General features: G+C 70.9%; 15 protein-coding genes and 1 pseudogene. 6 read left to right on the forward strand and 10 right to left on the reverse strand.

Annotated elements, in window-relative coordinates; genetic code table 11:
* Positions 1 to 11 precede the first annotated feature (11 nt).
* Genes IPK24_05865 through IPK24_05875 form a run of 3 tightly spaced genes read right to left on the reverse strand, consistent with a single transcriptional unit; the run spans position 12 to position 2,940 of the window.
* Complete coding sequence (locus IPK24_05865; protein ID MBK8075091.1) at positions 12 to 665, reverse strand: lactate utilization protein C; 654 nt, start codon at positions 663 to 665, stop codon at positions 12 to 14.
* On the reverse strand, positions 662 to 2,182 hold the full coding sequence (locus IPK24_05870) for a lactate utilization protein (GenBank protein ID MBK8075092.1): 1,521 nt from the start codon (positions 2,180 to 2,182) through the stop codon (positions 662 to 664). Before IPK24_05870 ends, IPK24_05865 begins: the two co-directional genes overlap by 4 nt.
* Positions 2,164 to 2,940, reverse strand: coding sequence for a (Fe-S)-binding protein (locus tag IPK24_05875; GenBank protein ID MBK8075093.1), 777 nt, complete (start codon positions 2,938 to 2,940; stop codon positions 2,164 to 2,166). The genes IPK24_05870 and IPK24_05875 overlap by 19 nt, the downstream gene beginning before the upstream one ends.
* A gap of 147 nt (positions 2,941 to 3,087) precedes the next feature.
* On the opposite strand from IPK24_05875, the gene IPK24_05880 reads away from it, so the two are divergent.
* The gene (locus tag IPK24_05880; protein ID MBK8075094.1) at positions 3,088 to 3,633 is read left to right on the forward strand and encodes an AAA family ATPase; all 546 of its coding nucleotides are present in this window, start codon (positions 3,088 to 3,090) and stop codon (positions 3,631 to 3,633) included.
* Positions 3,634 to 3,685: 52 nt separating this feature from the next.
* Positions 3,686 to 4,744 (forward strand): glycoside hydrolase family 32 protein, encoded by a 1,059-nt coding sequence (locus IPK24_05885; protein MBK8075095.1) that lies wholly within the window; start codon positions 3,686 to 3,688, stop codon positions 4,742 to 4,744.
* A gap of 44 nt (positions 4,745 to 4,788) precedes the next feature.
* Here IPK24_05885 and IPK24_05890 read toward each other — a convergent pair whose 3' ends face one another.
* Positions 4,789 to 5,202, reverse strand: coding sequence for a tautomerase family protein (locus IPK24_05890; GenBank protein MBK8075096.1), 414 nt, complete (start codon positions 5,200 to 5,202; stop codon positions 4,789 to 4,791).
* A 133-nt stretch (positions 5,203 to 5,335) separates the two neighbouring features.
* Between IPK24_05890 and IPK24_05895 the strand changes: the two genes are divergently transcribed.
* A complete protein-coding gene (locus tag IPK24_05895; protein MBK8075097.1) occupies positions 5,336 to 6,115 on the forward strand; it encodes an SDR family oxidoreductase in 780 nt (259 codons plus the stop codon).
* 108 nt (positions 6,116 to 6,223) lie between these two features.
* On the opposite strand, the gene IPK24_05900 is transcribed toward IPK24_05895, so the two are convergent.
* Positions 6,224 to 6,637: a ChaB family protein gene (locus tag IPK24_05900; GenBank protein MBK8075098.1), complete on the reverse strand. Its 414-nt coding sequence runs from the start codon at positions 6,635 to 6,637 to the stop codon at positions 6,224 to 6,226.
* Positions 6,638 to 6,812: 175 nt separating this feature from the next.
* Here IPK24_05900 and IPK24_05905 point away from each other — a divergent pair, with 175 nt between their 5' ends.
* Complete coding sequence (locus IPK24_05905) at positions 6,813 to 7,004, forward strand: hypothetical protein (protein ID MBK8075099.1); 192 nt, start codon at positions 6,813 to 6,815, stop codon at positions 7,002 to 7,004.
* Between the two features lie 74 nt (positions 7,005 to 7,078).
* Positions 7,079 to 7,618 carry a hypothetical protein gene (locus IPK24_05910; GenBank protein MBK8075100.1) on the forward strand — a complete coding sequence of 180 codons (540 nt, stop codon included), beginning with the start codon at positions 7,079 to 7,081 and terminating at the stop codon, positions 7,616 to 7,618.
* Positions 7,619 to 7,657: 39 nt separating this feature from the next.
* Here IPK24_05910 and IPK24_05915 read toward each other — a convergent pair whose 3' ends face one another.
* The 4 genes and pseudogenes from IPK24_05915 to IPK24_05930 all read right to left on the reverse strand — a co-directional run bounded on the left by IPK24_05915 (position 7,658) and on the right by IPK24_05930 (position 13,126).
* Complete coding sequence (locus IPK24_05915; GenBank protein MBK8075101.1) at positions 7,658 to 10,285, reverse strand: polynucleotide kinase-phosphatase; 2,628 nt, start codon at positions 10,283 to 10,285, stop codon at positions 7,658 to 7,660.
* Positions 10,282 to 11,727 carry a 3' terminal RNA ribose 2'-O-methyltransferase Hen1 gene (locus tag IPK24_05920; GenBank protein ID MBK8075102.1) on the reverse strand — a complete coding sequence of 482 codons (1,446 nt, stop codon included), beginning with the start codon at positions 11,725 to 11,727 and terminating at the stop codon, positions 10,282 to 10,284. The genes IPK24_05915 and IPK24_05920 overlap by 4 nt, the downstream gene beginning before the upstream one ends.
* A 253-nt stretch (positions 11,728 to 11,980) precedes the next feature.
* A pseudogene (locus IPK24_05925) lies at positions 11,981 to 12,511 on the reverse strand (nucleotidyltransferase domain-containing protein).
* Positions 12,512 to 12,646: 135 nt separating this feature from the next.
* Positions 12,647 to 13,126, reverse strand: a complete 480-nt coding sequence (locus tag IPK24_05930; GenBank protein MBK8075103.1) for a tryptophan-rich sensory protein — start codon at positions 13,124 to 13,126, stop codon at positions 12,647 to 12,649.
* A 262-nt stretch (positions 13,127 to 13,388) separates the two neighbouring features.
* Here IPK24_05930 and IPK24_05935 point away from each other — a divergent pair, with 262 nt between their 5' ends.
* Positions 13,389 to 14,420: a TerC/Alx family metal homeostasis membrane protein gene (locus tag IPK24_05935; GenBank protein MBK8075104.1), complete on the forward strand. Its 1,032-nt coding sequence runs from the start codon at positions 13,389 to 13,391 to the stop codon at positions 14,418 to 14,420.
* On the opposite strand, the gene IPK24_05940 is transcribed toward IPK24_05935, so the two are convergent.
* On the reverse strand, positions 14,318 to 15,991 hold the full coding sequence (locus tag IPK24_05940) for an MFS transporter (protein MBK8075105.1): 1,674 nt from the start codon (positions 15,989 to 15,991) through the stop codon (positions 14,318 to 14,320). The genes IPK24_05935 and IPK24_05940 overlap by 103 nt on opposite strands.
* Positions 15,992 to 16,000 lie beyond the last annotated feature (9 nt).

Below are 16,000 nucleotides of genomic sequence, written 5' to 3' on the forward strand. Positions count from 1 at the left end.
GCGTCATGCCCCTATCCCACACCCTCCCTCACCAGGACGACATCGAGGGTGCGCGGGCCGTGCACCCCTTCGACGCGGCTGAGCTCGATGTCGCTGGTCGCCGACGGTCCACTGATCCACGTGAGCGGACGACGCGGGTCGAGCCGGGTGAGGGCCTCCGGCACGGTCTGCACGACCTGATCGGCCCGCACCACGACCAGGTGGTAGTCGGGCACCAGGGTGATCGCGCGTCGGCCCTGATCGGGGGAGGCGTCGAGCACGATGGTGCCGGTTTCGGCGATGGCGACCGCGCAACCGGTCAGCACGCCGTCCGCGGCATCGAGCGTGGCCACGTCGAGGGGCATCTCGGGCCGGTCGATCACTGCCTCACCGGCCCAGCCGGTCAGGTCGACGACGGCGTTCGCCGGGACGACGAGCCGGCCCACCGATCGGGCGTCGAGCATCGCGACGATCGTGTTGGTCACCTCGGTGGCGGCGCAGCGCTGCACGGTGGCCTTGTAGTCGACGAGCCGGTCGGTCAGCAGCTCCAGCAGCTCGGCGTCCCCGGGTTGGTGGTCGCCGGCCTGGCGGTAGTCGCGAGGTATCTCGCTCGCGGTGGGCGCGACCGACGGCGTCGAGCCGATGGCCGTCCGGATGCGGTCGAGGATCTCGTCGCGCGCGGTCATCGCCGGCTCCCTCGGGTGCGAGACCACCACTGGCGGAACGTCTCCGGTGGGGGAGCGGGGGTGTCCCGCGCCGCCGACCAGGCGTTGAACGGTGGTGGCAGGGCGCGGATCCGCGAGGCGTCGCCCTGGAGCCGCCCGAGCAGACGACCGGCACCCAGACCCTTCTCTGAGGCGGCGAACCTCCGGCCGTCCGACATCACCCAGGCCGCGGCGGCCATCGCCGCCTGCTCGGCGGTGGGCAGCCGGTGCGCCGCCCGCGCCGTCTCGACGTGACGCGCCCGCAGGTGCACCAGGATCGACGGGATGTCGATCTTCACCGGACAGGCGTCGTAGCACGCGCCGCACAGGCTGGAGGCATACGGCAGCGAGTCGGCATGACCCGAGCCGTGCATGCCCGCCAGCTGAGGGGTGAGCACGGCGCCGATCGGGCCGGGGTACACCGAGCCATAGGCGTGCCCGCCCGCCCGCTCGTAGACCGGGCACACGTTGAGACACGCCGAGCAGCGAATACAGTGCAGCGCAGCGCGTCCCACCTCGTCGGCCAACGCCTCGGTGCGGCCGTTGTCGAGCAGCACCAGGTGTACGGACTGCGGGCCATCGCCCTCGGTGACGCCGGTCCACATCGAGGTGTAGGGGTTCATCCGCTCGCCGGTCGACGAGCGCGGCAAGAGCTGCAGGAACACCTCGAGGTCGCGCCAGGTGGGCACCAGCTTCTCGATGCCCATCACCGTGATCAGGGTCTCGGGCAACGTCAGGCACATCCGGCCGTTGCCCTCGGACTCGACCACCGCCAGCGTGCCGGTCTCGGCGACGGCGAAGTTGGCCCCGCTGATCGCCACCCGGGCAGCGAGGAAGGTGCGCCGCAGGTGGGCTCGGGCGGCCATGGCCAGCACCCGAGGTTCGTCGGTGAGGTCGGGGTCGACGTCCGGCATGTGATCGAGGAAGATCTGCCGGATCTCGGCCCGGTTGCGGTGGATCGCGGGCACCAGGATGTGCGACGGCTTGTCGTCGGCGAGTTGCACGATGAGTTCGGCCAGGTCGGTCTCGAGCGCGGCGATGCCCGCCTCGGCGAGCGCCTCGTTGAGCGCGATCTCTTGCGTGGCCATGGATTTCACCTTGACCACCTGATCGACCGGGGCGCGCCCGGCTGCCACCTCCTGCGCGCTCTTCTCGCGGATCAGGCCGAGCACGATGCGGTTGGCCTCCTCGGCGTCCCGCGCCCAGTGCACCACCCCGCCGCGGGCGGTGACCTGTTCTTCGAGCTGGACCAACAACGCGGGCAGCCGCGCCATCACCTCGGTCTTGATCGCCGAGCCGGCGCTGCGCAACGCCTCCCAGTCGGGCACCTCATCGACGACCGCGGCGCGCTTGGCGCGGATCGTGGCGGTGGCGTGGCCGAGATTGCGGCGCAGCTGGGCGTTACGCAGCCCGTCGTGCGCCCCCTGGGGGAAGGTCTGCTCGCTGCGCAAGAAGCCGTGCGCCCCGGCGTAGTGGTGGGTCACAGTGCCGCCTCCCATCCCTCGCCGGCCAGGATCTCGGCCAGGTGCACCGTGCGGGTGCCGACCCTCAGCCGCGACAGTCCGCCGCCGATGTGCATCAGGCACGAGGAGTCGCCGGCGGTCAGCACGTCGGCGCCGGTCGAGGTGACGTGGCGCATCTTGTCCGCCAGCATCGCGGTCGAGGTCTCGCCGTTCTTCACCGCGAAGGTGCCACCGAAGCCGCAACACTGTTCGGCGGCAGGCAGTTCCACCAGATCGATACCCCGGACGGCGCGCAGCAGGCGCAGCGGCTTGTCGGCCACCCGCAGCATGCGCAGCGAGTGACAGGTCGGGTGGTAGGTGACCCGGTGCGGAAAGTGTGCGCCGACGTCCTCGATGCCGAGCACGTCGATCAGCAGCTCGCTCAATTCGTAGGTGTGTGCGGCGACGTCCTCGGCTCGCCCGGCCAGCGACTCGTCCCCGGCGGTGCGGGCGATCATCGCGTGCTGATGGCGGACCGAACCGACGCACGAACCGGACGGCGCGACGACGGCGTCCACCCCGTCACCACCGCGGCCGCGCGGCTGCAGCGAGCGTTCGAACACCTCGACGTGATGCCGGACGACGGGCACCACCTCGCGCTGGTAGCCGGTGTTGATGTGCATCTGCCCGCAACAGGTCTGGTCCGGCGGGAAGACGACCTCGTGGCCGAGTCGTTCCAGCAGGATCACTGTCGCCTGGACCGCTCGGGGGAACATCGCATCCCCCAGGCAGGTGGCCATCACCGCGATCCGCATGGTGCCTCCTCGGCGAGCGACGTGCTCGGTGACCTGACCATCCATGGTCGCCGTTCCGTGGGCTCGAGGCGAGCGATCCGGCTGATGGATCTCGATCAGGTGGCATGCTCTGACAGTCGTCGAGATCGCGAGAGCAGGAGATCCGCGGTGTCGGGTAGCAGTCGCCGGGAGGTACTCACGAAGAGCATCTGGCTGTGCGGGCTGATGGGCAGCGGCAAGTCGACGGTGGGGGCGGCGGCCGCCGTGCACTTCGCCGTCCCGTTCGTGGACAACGACGCCACCGTCGCCGAACTGGCCGGGTGGTCGACCGTCGACCTCGCCGACCGGTCCCGCGAGGTGCTGCACGCGTGGGAGTCGCGCTATGTCCGGCACCTGGCCGGGCGGGCCGAGGTCGTTGTGGCCGGGATCGCCGCGAGTTCGGCGGACCGGCCAGACGACCTCGCGGTATTGCGGGCGAGTGGCCTGCTCGTCTACCTGCGGTGCGACGCGGCGACACTGGCCGATCGGGTGCGGCGCGACCCTCGCCGCCCGCTGCTCGACGAGCATCCCGAGGCATTGTTGGCCGACATGTTCGATCGGCGGGACCCCGTGCTGCGCCGGGCTGCTCACCTGGTGATCCCCGGCCAGGAGGAGGTGAGCGTGCAGGTGCGGCTGCTGGTGGCCGCCGCAGTCGAGGCCGGGGCCGAGTCGTGACCCCGTCTCCGTGCCGCACGGCCGGCGCGGCCGGCGTGGCAGGCTGGCCGGCATGACGACCCGCCACCGTGGCGGCCGCCCGGCGGTGCACGTGACCGCCCCCACGGGCTGGCTCAACGACCCGCTCGGCATCACGTGTCGCGACGGGCGCTATCACCTGTTCTACCAAGCGGTTCCGGACTCGCTCGGGTGGCAGCCGTGGTGCAGTTGGGGACACTGCACCAGCACGGATCTGGTCACCTGGACCGCGCACCCGACCGCGTTGTCGCCCGGCGACGGTGACCACGGGTGTTGGTCGGGCAGCGTCGTGACGGCCACGGCGAGCGCCCCGGCGACGATGTTCTACAGCTCGGTCAACCCGCCGAACCTGCAGCACGCCGCGATTCGCGTCGCTCACGCCCAGGACGAGCGGTGGCATACGTGGCACAAGGGAGAGGTGGTCATCGCCCAGCCACCCGAGGGCGTGCACGTCTTTCGCGACCCGTTCGTGCTCCGGGACGGCGAGGCCTGGCGGATGCTGGTCGGCGCCGGGTACGAGGACGGACGACCCGCCGTCCTGACCTATGTCTCGGACGATCTGGCGAGCTGGCGCTTCGACGGCGCCCTGCTGGAGGGGGAGCGCACCGAGGGGTTTCGGCTGTCCGCATGGGAGTGCCCGAACCTGATCGAGGTCGACGGCCGGGACGTGCTGATCGTCTCGACCTGGGGGGACGACCGGACCCTGCAGGTGATCGCGGCGGTGGGTGATCGGGTCGGCGGGCGGTTCGCTGTCGAGACCTGGCACGAGCTCACCCAGGGTTCGGGCCACTACGCGCCCACGGCGTTCACCGATGCCGAGGGCCGACCGTGCCTGATGTTCTGGATCCGAGAGGTCGCCGACGAGGCGGCGGGGTGGTCCGGCGTGCTGAGCGTGCCCTACCGGCTCGCGATCACCGATGGCGAGTTGCGGCTCGAGCCGCATCCGGCGGTTCTGGCTGCGGCTGCGGCGGACGGCGAGGTATCGGTGTTCACGCTGCCTGCCGGCGGCTCGACCACGACGGTCATCGTGGACGGGCCGGTGGTGGAGGTCTGTACCGGCTCAGCCGTGCTCGGCCTCGCGCGCACCACCTGATCGTGACGACCGGCGTCCGTGATCCGCGGGTGAACTCGTCACGATCATGAGCCGCGGCGGGCCTCGACCTCGGCGCGACGCAGGACGGCGGCGGAGACGCCCCCGATGGCCCAGTCCTCGGGGTCGACCAGCCAGATGCCACCGCGCACGAGGGCTCGATCGGTGCCCAGGACCTCGACCAGGAGGTCGGTGAAGCCGGCCAGCAGCCGGTGGCGGTGATCGAGCGGTCGGCCCGCCAGCAGGGCGAACTGGAAGAACGGTGCCTCGGGCGCGCCGTCCGCGACCATGCGGCCGCCGACGCAGGCCAGCTCGGGCTCGTGCAGGGTGGCGAACGCCCGGACTCGATCGATCGGACTCTCCAGCACCTCGGCGAACAGCGCGCACGCGCGACGCAGCAATTCGGCTACCGCGTCCGGGTCGTGGCGTCCGGCGACGAGATGGAAGGTCACCACGGGCATGTCCGGCTCCTCACGCTGGTTGGCTCACGGGTCTCGGCCGGCCATGGCTGACGGGCGGTGTCGGCCGGAGAGTCCTGGGCAGCGTAGATGCCCGGTCGACGGTGTCGAACGCCAACTGGCTACCCTCGGCCCCATGCCCGACCAGCCCGACGCGTCCACTGACCCATTCCCCCCGCATCGACCCGCGCTGGCCGTGGTCACGGGGGCGACCGGCACGCTCGGGTCGGCGCTGGTGGCCCGGTTCGCTGCTGCCGGACTCGCCGTGCTGGCGGTGAGTCGATCGGGTGATGCGGTGGGTGCGGGCGAGAGTGCCTGCCTGGCGGCAGACCTCGGGTCGGACGACGCCGTGGCCGCCATCCGTGATGCCTTGCCCGCGGGTGACCTGGCCATCGCCGTGCACGCGGTCGGTCTGCCCTCGGCTCCCGGGGTCCTGGCCGTCGAGCCGACGATGCTCGCCCGGGCGGTCGACCTCAAGGCCGGCGGGCTGTTGCGCCTGCTGCACGCCGTCGAGGACCGGCTCGTCACCGGTAGCCGACTGGTCGCCGTGGGCGGACACCTCGGCATCGAGCCGACCGAACACGCCCCGCTGGCGGGGGTGGCCAACGCCGCGCTGGCGAACCTGGTGCGCCAGCTCACCGGACCGCTCGGACGCCGCGGCGCGAGCGTGCACCTGGTGGCGCCGGGACCGTTCGAGAGCCCCCGGGTCGAGGCTCTCGCGGCGGCCAAGGCGAGTGGCAGAGGCGTTCCACTGGAACAGGTTCGGGCCGAGATGGCCGCCGAGTACCCTAGTGGCCGGCTCCCCTCGCCGGACGACGTGGCCCAGGTGATCGCCCTGCTGCTCGACCCCGCGGCGTCCGTCTTGAACGGGTCGACCCTGTTCGCGGACGCCGGGGTGCGGCGCGGCATCTTCTGACGTGATCTCGTGTGGCGCCCGTCGGCACCTGTCCGGGCACACATGATCACCGTTTGGACTCCAGTTTCTCGGCTATTTGTCCCGAATCGGGATTCCACACGGTGATCTTCAGGTTGAACGGGTCTCGCGATCGTTCGCCTTCTGGAGCGCCTCGACCAGTTCGGCCTTGGTCATCCGGGAGCGACGTCGGATGTGGAGCCGGCGGGCCAGGTCCACGAGGTGCTTCTTCGACGCGTTCGCATCGACGCCGCCCGCGGGTGGCGCCGAACTGCCTCTGCCCTCCGCGGCGCGGGAGTCCGAGGGGCCGGGGTGTTCCTTGGGTTCCCAGTGATCCCCGACCTTCTCGTAGCCGTGCTTCAGCGCCGCGAAGGCGGTCTGGTGGGCGCGGCGACCGTCGCCGTACTGTTCGGCCGCTGAATCGTGGGTCTTGGCAAACGTGCGCTGGGCCTTCGCATCCGAGCGCTGCAGCGTGCTGGGCAGTTCCTCCTGCTTCGGCTGGCCGCCCTCGGTGGACTTGGGCACGACTCCTCCTCGGCTCGCGGTTTCCTGGGTGCCGAGCCCGGTGAGTACCCGACCCCGGGCGAGACAAACGGGGCAGGACGAACAGGTTGCTCGGCCCGTTGATCTCTGGACCTGCGCCCTCGTGGACCTCACAGTGGAGATCACGACGCTCGGGGGGCACGGGTCAGGGGGAGTCATGGGGAAAGAACTGAAGCCAGGCGACATGGTCCATTTCAAGAAGGACCTGGAAGGCGCCTCATTCGGCGAGGAGGGGCTGGTCGTCGAGGTCAAGAAGGAGTCCTTCTTCGTCAAGGGGTGGGTGAAGGTCACGACCAAGAAGGGCAAGACCCTCGAGGTGAACTCGGACGACGTCCTGAAGAAGCCCTGACACCGAGCACGTGCGGGACGACGAGGCCGGGCGGCCGCCGCTGCCGCGAGGTGCCGAGGGCTACTGTGGGGTTGATGATCGATCTGGCTCGGCGTGGTGGTTGGCTGCTCGGCGGGCTGGTGACGCTGCTCATGGCGATCCTGGTGCCCATCGCCCCGGCCGATGCCAGTTGCGCCGCGTCGCCCGCACCCTCACCGCACCGGTTCACCGGCGTGGTGATCGCGACGCGATCCCTCGACCGCATCGCCACGGTGCGCACTGACGCGGGCGCCACGGTCGAGGTGCGGGGCACCATGACGACGGACGACAATGCCGCCTCGTCCGTCGACCGGACGTACGAGCCGGGTGCCCGCTACGAGTTCCACCCCAGCAATGACGCCTCGCCGTTCCAGGATTCGATCTGTTCGGTCACGCACCTGATCGCTCGGGGCGTGACGCCGGTGGCCCAGGTGCCGTCGGCGGCCGCGGGTGCCGACACGGCCGCGGACGGCGATGCCCGCCGCCGTCGGTCCGCGCCCTGGTGGGCGCTGGGATCGGCCCTCGTGGTCGCCACTGTCGCGGCCACGGGTTGGCGGCGCGGTGCGCGGTCGAGTGGGGGCAAACGCACCGTTTGATCGACGAGACCGGTGCGTTCGTCCCCACTCGGGGACGTCCTAGAGCCGCGGGTCGACCGGCTCGGACTCCAGGGCGAGGACGGCGAAGACGCACTCGTGGACTCGCCACAGGGGCTCGCCGCGTACCAGCCGGTCGAGGGCCTCCAGGCCGAGCGCGTACTCGCGCAGGGCCAGGGAACGCTTGTGTCCCAGCGACCGTCGGCGCAACCGGTCGAGGTGAGCGGGTTCGGTGTAGTCGGGGCCGTAGATGATGCGCAGGTACTCGCGACCGCGTACCTTCACCCCCGGCTGCACCAGGCCCGTGGCGCCGCGGGTCAGGTTGGCCGCGGGTTTGACCACCATGCCCTCGCCGCCGGCCTCGGTCAGCGCAGTCCACCAGTCGATACCCGCGTCGACGGAGGACAGGTCGGTGGTGTCGACCAGCAACCGCTCGGTGGTGATGACCAACTCCGGGTCGGCCGTCACCAGCCGATCGATCAGGCCCAGGTGCCAGGTGTGCGGCCGATCCTGGAACGCCGAGCCCTCGGCGGCGAGCAGCTGGAACGGCGCCAGCCGGACGCCGTCCAAACCGGTGGTCGGCCAGCAGTAGCGGCGATATGCCGCGGTGAAGGCGTCGGCGTTGGCTTGCCGAGACCGGGTGCGCGCCAACAGGTCCGCGACGTCCAGACCGGCCCCGGCCGCCTGCTGCAACAGGTCGGCGGCGACCGGCAGGGCGGCACCGGCCGCCGCCCCGACGGCGGCGTACTGGTGGCGCAACAGCTCCTCGGCCTTCAGGCTCCACGGCAGGAGTTCGGCGTCCAGCAGCAGCCAGGGCGAAGTCAGCTCGTCGAACAGTCCGGCCGCCTCCGCCGCCACCCGAAGTCGGTCCAACAACGCGCCGGTCAGCTCGGGGCGGAGGAACGCGCGCCCGGTGCGGGTCCACACCGCCCCGGGCAGGTCCCAGCCCTCGAATCCGAACCGGGACGCCGCGACCTGTGGGTCGCGCAGCAGCAACACCACGGCGCGCGAACCCATGTGCTTGGCCTGGCAGATCACCTCGCTCACGCCGTCGGCGCGAAACGCCGAGAACGCCTGCTCGGGGTGCTCCAGCATCTCCCCGGACGTCGCCGTGGCCACGGGGCTCATCGTCGGCGGCAGGTACACCAACAGCCGGGGGTCGACCGCGAACCGGCTCATCACCTCGAGGGCCGCTGCGGCGTTCTCCTCCCGCACCGAGATCCGGCCGTGGTGGGTGGTCTGCACCACGCGCCGCCCGATCACGTCGGTCAGATCGAGGACGTCGCTCTCACGGCGTCCGGCCGTCGCCTCACCGGAGCTGTCGGAGCCATCGGCCAGGTTCTCGTTGACCGGGAACGGTTTGGACGGCGCGTAGTGGGTGCGCACCGCCGGCACCGACACCAGCTCGCGCTCGGGGTAGCGCAGCGCGGTCAACTGGCCGCCGAACACGCACCCGGTGTCGAGACAGAGCGTGTTGTTGACCCACTCCACGCCCGGCACCGGGGTGTGGCCGTAGAGCACCATGGCTCGGCCGCGATAGTCCTGCGCCCAGGCGTAACGCACCGGCAGCCCGTACGCGTCGGTCTCGCCGGTGGTCTGCCCGTAGAGGCAGAACTCCCGCACCCGCCCGGACGCCCGGCCCTGATACCGCTCGAGAATCCCGGCGTGCGCGACCACCAGGGCGCCGCCGTCCAGCACGTAGTGCGAGATCAGTCCGTCGAGGAAGGTCTGTACTCGGGTGCGGAAATCTTCCGGCTCGGCGGCCAGCTGAGCGAGTGACTCGGCCAGCCCGTGCGTCAGTTGCACCTGCCGGCCGCGCAGCGCCCGCAACAGCTTGTTCTCGTGATTCCCGCTGACGCACAACGCGTCTCCGGTCTCGACCATGCCCATGGCCAGGCGCAGCACGCCCGGGGTGTCCGGCCCCCGGTCGACCAGGTCGCCGACGAACGCCACCCGTCGCCGCTCCGGATGCGAGGCGCCGACCGCTCGGCCGGCGTCGTCCCGGGTGATGACGTACCCGAGGTTGCCGAGCAGACTCTCGAGCTCCTCGCGGCACCCATGGACGTCACCGATGACATCGAACGGCCCGTGCTCGTGCCGCAGATCGTTGAACAGAGGCGTGCGCACGATCCGTGCGGCGCTCACCTCGGTCTCGCCGCGCACGACGTGGACGCCGCGAAACCCCTCGCGCTGCAAGCTCTTCAGACCGCGGCGCATCTGGTCACGCTGCCGCCGGATCACCTGCGCGCCGAAGGTCCGCTCGGCACGGGACTCGTTGCGCTCGACACACACCCGTTCGGGCACGTCGAGCACGATCGCCACCGGCAGCACGTCGTGCTCGCGGGCCAGCCTCACCAGCGCGGCCCGCGCGTTCGGCTGCACATTGGTGGCGTCGATGACGGTCAAACGCCCTGCGGCCAAGCGCTTACCGGCGATGTAGTGCAGCACGTCGAAGGCGTCGGCGCTGGCCGCCTGATCGTTCTCGTCATCGGCCACCAGGCCACGGCAGGCATCACTCGAGATCACCTCGGTGGGCAGGAAGTGCCGCCGAGCGAAGGTCGACTTGCCCGACCCGCTGACCCCGACCAGCACCACCAGACTCAGCTGTGGCAGCTCGATCACCCGCGAGGCAGAATCGGTCTGCTCGACCTGCTTGTTCAGCTCGTTCATCGGGTGAACACCGCCAGCTGCGTGGGTGGCCCCACCTCGGGGTCGTCGTCCCCGACCGGGAGATATCGGACGGCGTACCCGCGGCGTGTGGCCACTGCCTGCGCCCACGCCGCGAACTCGGCCCGGGTCCACTCGAACCGGTGATCCCGGTGCCGAAACGCCCCGGGAGCCAGGCCCTCGTAGCGCACGTTGTGCTCGATGTTCGGGGTGGTCACCACGACCACGCGCGGGGCGGCGTCCGCGAACACCGCTCGCTCGAGAGCGGGCAGCCGGGGTGGGTCGAGGTGCTCGATCACCTCCATCAGCACGATCGCGTCCAACCCGCTCAGCCGGGTGTCGCGGTAGGTCAGCGAGGTCTGCAGCAGCTGCAGTCGCTCGCGCTGGTGGTCGGGCATCCGGTCCAGGCGCAATCGTCGCTCGGCCAGCGTGAGCGCGCGCGAGGAGACGTCCGCCGCCACCACCGTGGTGAAGCGCCGATCGGCCAGCAAGACCTGGGTGAGCGCACCCGAGCCGCAGCCCAGGTCGCCGACGCGGCGCACGTCCTCGGCGTGCAACACCGCCAGGACGGCGCCCCGCCGCTGCTCGGCCAGCGGCGCTGGACGATCGCTCGGCTCCTCGTCGATCCCGCCGTCGGCCTGGTCACTCGGGGCGTCGGCGTCCTCCACGACGTCGTCCGTCTCGGCCAGTCGATCGAGCGCGGTACGGGTCAAGGCGCGGCGATGCGCCAGGTAACGTCGGGTGATCAGCTCGCGCAGTGGATGCCCGGCCAACCAGTCACCCCCCGCCCGAATGAGCTTGTCGACCTCCTCGGGGCTGACCCAGTAGTGCTTGGCGTCGTCCAGCACCGGCAGCAGGACGTAGAGGTGGTTCAGGGCATCGGCCAGCCGCATCCGGCCGGTCAGTCGCAGGTCGACGAAGCGCGACTCACCCCATGTCGGCATGGTCTCGTCCAGCGCGATGGCGCGCGCCTCGACCTGCCACCCCAAGGGCTCGAACAGGTTTCGCGCGAGCTCGGCTCCGCCGCGGCAGGGCAGCACGGGAACGTGAACCTGCAACGGCAGCTCGGACGCCGCCAGGTCGGGCTTGGCTGCACACCGCCCGGACAGCGCCGTCCGGAACACCGACCCGAGCGCCACCGCCAGCAGGCTGGACGCCGCATACGGCCGATCGTTGACGTACTGGCCGAGTGAGAACGACTCCGGCGGGGCATCGCGCCGGCCCCGGCCACCGTCGGTGCGGCCTCCGGATCGGCCCCGGACCAGCGCGATCGGGTCGACCTCGAGCAGCAGGGCCGCGGTGCACTGCGCGTCGTCCGCCCGGGGGTAGAAGACATGGGCGCTGCCCGCGGCCACCTCGAAGGTCTGCACCTTGGCAGGGTGTTTGTGCAGCAGGTACCCCAGGTCGGTGGCCGGCTGATGCGTGGTGCTCAGCGTCAGGATCATGCCCACCCCCAGTGCCGCCGGTGGGCCTGCACCGACCAGGCCGTGACCGCGGCGAGCGGCGTCCTCGGGCCGGGGGGGGGGTTCCGCCGGGGGGGGGGGGCCCGGCCGGGGCCGGCGGGGGGGGGGGGGGGGGGGGGGGGGGGGGGGGGGGGGGGGGCGGGCGGGGGTGGGGCGGGCGGGGGCGGGGGGGGGCGGGGGGGGGGGGGGGGGGGAGGGCGGCGGCGGGGGGGGGCGGGGCCCGGGGCCTGGAGACCAAACGCAGTGCGTGCGAGGCGTATTTGACGTCATAGCCGTACCGAGCGACCAACTCGGGACGATTCGGGACGCCGTGGCGCGGCCCGTCACCGCGCAGCCGCGCCCGCTGGGATTCCATGTAGCCCAGAAACCGCCGGACGGCGCGCCGCGACAGGATCTTCGGCGCCAGGGCGCGCAGTTCCTCGCCCAGTTCACTGGTCACGATGACGTCGCCGGCCGGTGCGTACAACGGCAACAGCGCGGTGGGATTGCCCTTGACCGCCAGCCGCAGGTACTTGCGCAGCGAGTACATCACCAGGTCGGTGTCGCCCGGTCCCGACCGCGCTCCCTCGGGCTGGGTGCGCCAGATGTAGTGCTCACTCGGCCGGGTGAAGCCCAGGGCCGAGGTGGCCGGCTCGACGTAGATGCCCATCTCGTCGTGGTCGTCGGTGCCCTCGATGGCGATGCCGTGGACGCCGGAACCCACGACGGTGCGCAGGATCTCGCCGCCGCGGGCCGCCTCGCGGTCGCCGTGTTCGGTATGGGTCATGGCCGATCACCGCCCTTCCTCGTCAGCAGGCGATGGTGTCATGATCGCTTCGCGAGGTCGACGAGGTTATGGCCTCAGGCGCGTTCGGCGGGTTCGCGCCGATGAGTGTGCACGGATTGCATGATCACCGAGGGTTCAGTGGGCGCGGGCCAACTGCCAGTAACCCACCGACAGGCTGGTGGCGACGCTCATCCAGAGGGCGTACGGGATCAGGACGGCGCCTGCCCACGGCAGCGCCCGCCAGGTCACGATCACCAGGACCCACGTGATCACCGCCGCCGAGGCCAGCGCCACGGCGGCCGGCCCCAGGGCATGCGGCACGTAGAAGAGGTAGGCCCAGCCGAGGGCGAAGACCACCGAGATCGCGAACACGCCCAGCGCCGTCCAGGCCCGACTGGGCGGCGACCCGATCGAGACCGCGATCCCGGCCACCGTCAGCGCCAGGAAGTTCAACGGCCACATCACGCCGAAGACCACCGGCGGCGGTTGCCAGGCCGGCTTGGCCAGTGCGTCGTACCAGCCGGGGTCCGAGCTGGTCCACACCGTGGACAGTCCGGCGTAGAGCGCCACGACCACCAGGAACCCGGCTGCGGTGAGCAGTTCGCCGCGGGTCATCGCGCATCGCCCGCGCACGTGGTGAGCCACATGGACCAATTAGAGCATCTCGGTGTTGCGTAAATGCGCGGCGCTGGCTAGCCTCGACCCCGAGGGGAGTACTTCTCAACTCCGTGGCCGGTCATCACGAGCATCCCGCGATGCTCCCGGTGCGGGGCCGGACAGTTTCTGGTGGGTAGCCACCGGGTGCGTCCGGCGAAGGAGACCTCAGCCACTGCGTGCTGAGGAGTTCCTCGTGACCGATGCCCCCGTGGGCACCCCACTGTTGTGGGCACTGACCATCGGTGCCGTCATCCTGCTGTTGATCGTCGACTTCCTGATCACGCGCCGTCCGCACGAGGTGTCGATGCGCGAGGCACTCGGGTGGTCGGCGTTCTACATCGCGATCCCGCTGGCCTTCGGTGGGTGGATCTGGTCGTCCTACGGCGGGCAGCGCGGCCTGGAGTACTACACCGGCTATCTGGTCGAGAAGTCGCTGTCGGTCGACAACCTGTTCGTCTTCATCCTGCTGCTGGGTGCCTTTGCCGTGCCACGCGAGCTGCAACAACGCGTGCTGCTGATCGGCGTCGCCGGGGCACTGGTGCTGCGCGGCATCTTCATCGCCCTCGGGGCGCAACTGATCTCGACCTTCGCCTGGGCGTTCCTGCTCTTCGGGGCGATCCTGCTGGTCACGGCGGTCAAGGTGCTGCGCGACGCGATGAGTCACGAGGACGCCGTCATCGAGGTGTCCGAGCTGCGCAGCGTCCGGCTGCTGCGTCGGTTCTGGCCGGTGGCCGATGGCTATTCCGGCACCCGGATGACGATCCCGCAGAGCGATGGACGCCGCGCGCTCACCCCGCTGGCGCTGGCGACGGTGGCGATCCTGGCCACCGACGTGGTGTTCGCGATCGACTCGGTGCCCGCGGTGTACGGCATCACCGGGGACGCCTATCTGGTCTTCGCCACCAACGCCTTCGCCCTGCTCGGCCTACGGGCGCTCTACTTCGTGCTCGAGGGCGCGCTGAGCAAGCTGACCCACCTGGGCTATGGCCTGGCGCTGATCCTGGCGTTCATCGGCACCAAGCTGGTGATGCACTGGGCGCACGGTGTCTGGGCGTGGGTTCCGGAGGTGCCGACCCTGCTCTCGCTGGGTGTGATCGTGGCGATCCTGGCCGTGGTGACGATCACCTCACTGACCTTCGGTGCCGATCGTCAGACGGACTCGACCTCGGCAGCAGAGGTCGAGGAGGTCGAGGAGTCCGAGAAGCCCGAGGAGTCCGAGGATCCCGAGGTGGCCGGCGCCGTTCGGCCCTGACGCGGCAGGTTCAGGGTCGCCAGCAGGCCGAGCAGCAACACCAGCGCGGCGATGCCGGTCGTCGTCCGGCTGGCGGTGATCATCGCCTCGGCGGCGGCCGAGGCGACGGCCTCGCTCCCGGCGCGAGCCTGCAGCCCGGCGATCGCGATCCCGGCGCTGTCCTTGACGGCGCTCGTCACGCCGTCCACGGTCTGCGTCGGGAGCCCGAGCGCGCTCAGGTTGTCCCGGGTGGTGGCTGCGAGTCGGGCGACCAGCAGGCCGCCGAGCAGCGCCACTCCGAGTGCGGAGCCGACCTGGCGCACCGAACTCTGCAGGCCCGAGGCCTGGCCGCTCTGCTGGATCGGCACGTCGGCCAGGAGCAGCGAGGTGAGTTGTGCTGTCGCCATGCCGACCCCCGCGCCGTAGAGGAACAGCCAGCCGCACAGTGTCGCCGTCGCCACCGTCATGGACAAGGTCAGCGCCAATCCGCCGACGGCCACGGCCTCGAGGAGCAGCCCGACCTGCACGATGGCGCGCTGGCTGATCTTGCCGGACAGCTGCGGCAGGACGCCCGAGGCGAAGAAGGTGCCCAGGGCCAGCACCAGGATCACCCCTCCCGTACCCAGCGCCGAGTACCCCAGGGTGCCCTGCATCAGCAGCGGCAGGGTGAACAGCAGGCCGAACTCGCCGAAGGCCACCACCAACGCGGCGATCACGCCCCAGCGAAATCCCCTCAGCCGGAACAGATTCAGGTCGACCAGTGCGTTGACGCCGCGCCGGGCGCGGACCCGTTCGAGCATCACGAACAGCAGCATCAGCACCAGCCCGGCGACGAGGGCGAACGGTACCGGTGACAGCCCGCCGTCCTCACCACGCCACCAGCCGAACCACGACGATTCGATCAGGGCGAACACCAGCGCGCCCATGCCCACCGCCGAGAGCAGCACGCCGAGCGGGTCCGAACCGGGCGTGGCGCCGGCGTCGCGGGTCTCGGGGACGGCGCGCACGATGCCGACCATGACCAGCAGTCCGACCGGGATGTTGAGCCAGAACGCCCAGCGCCACGACACGTCCGTGGCCAGCCAGCCGCCGATCAGCGGCCCGATCGCCGCCATGCCACCGATCGCCGAACCCCAGACCGCGAACGCGATGGTGCGGGCGCGTCCGGTGAAGGTGGCGTTGAGCGTCGACAGGGTGCTCGGCACGATCATGGCGGCGCCGATGCCCTGCACCAGTCGCGCGGTGATCAGCATGGTGCCGTTGGTGCTCGAACCGGCCACCACCGAGGAGGCCATGAACACCACCATGCCGGTGGCGAAGACCTTGCGCCGTCCGTGCAGGTCACCGAAGCGGCCCACCGTGAGCAGCAGGGCGGCGAACATCAGGGCGTAGGAGGCGTTCAGCCACTGGGCATCTGCGCCGTCCAGCCCGAGGTCGGCCATCACCACGGGCAGCGACACGTTGACGATCGTGGCGTCCATGATGACCAGCGAGACCCCGAAGCCCAGCGAGAGCAGCGTGGCCCAGCCGGCGCGGTCGAGCGCCGGGGAGCGGGGGGAGTCCGTGCCGGTGGGGCTCTTGTCGACACTCATGTCGGTATC

Source organism: Kineosporiaceae bacterium (genome assembly GCA_016713225.1).
Lineage (GTDB): Bacteria > Actinomycetota > Actinomycetes > Actinomycetales > Kineosporiaceae > JADJPO01.

Coding starts and splice junctions, on each gene's coding strand:
- IPK24_05865 (MBK8075091.1), bottom strand. CDS start 665: ATGACCGCGCGCGACGAGATCCTCGACCGCATCCGGACGGCCATCGGC.
- IPK24_05870 (MBK8075092.1), bottom strand. CDS start 2,182: ATGGGAGGCGGCACTGTGACCCACCACTACGCCGGGGCGCACGGCTTC.
- IPK24_05875 (MBK8075093.1), bottom strand. CDS start 2,940: ATGCGGATCGCGGTGATGGCCACCTGCCTGGGGGATGCGATGTTCCCC.
- IPK24_05885 (MBK8075095.1), top strand. CDS start 3,686: ATGACGACCCGCCACCGTGGCGGCCGCCCGGCGGTGCACGTGACCGCC.
- IPK24_05890 (MBK8075096.1), bottom strand. CDS start 5,202: ATGCCCGTGGTGACCTTCCATCTCGTCGCCGGACGCCACGACCCGGAC.
- IPK24_05895 (MBK8075097.1), top strand. CDS start 5,336: ATGCCCGACCAGCCCGACGCGTCCACTGACCCATTCCCCCCGCATCGA.
- IPK24_05905 (MBK8075099.1), top strand. CDS start 6,813: ATGGGGAAAGAACTGAAGCCAGGCGACATGGTCCATTTCAAGAAGGAC.
- IPK24_05910 (MBK8075100.1), top strand. CDS start 7,079: ATGATCGATCTGGCTCGGCGTGGTGGTTGGCTGCTCGGCGGGCTGGTG.
- IPK24_05915 (MBK8075101.1), bottom strand. CDS start 10,285: ATGAACGAGCTGAACAAGCAGGTCGAGCAGACCGATTCTGCCTCGCGG.
- IPK24_05920 (MBK8075102.1), bottom strand. CDS start 11,727: ATGATCCTGACGCTGAGCACCACGCATCAGCCGGCCACCGACCTGGGG.
- IPK24_05930 (MBK8075103.1), bottom strand. CDS start 13,126: ATGACCCGCGGCGAACTGCTCACCGCAGCCGGGTTCCTGGTGGTCGTG.
- IPK24_05940 (MBK8075105.1), bottom strand. CDS start 15,991: ATGAGTGTCGACAAGAGCCCCACCGGCACGGACTCCCCCCGCTCCCCG.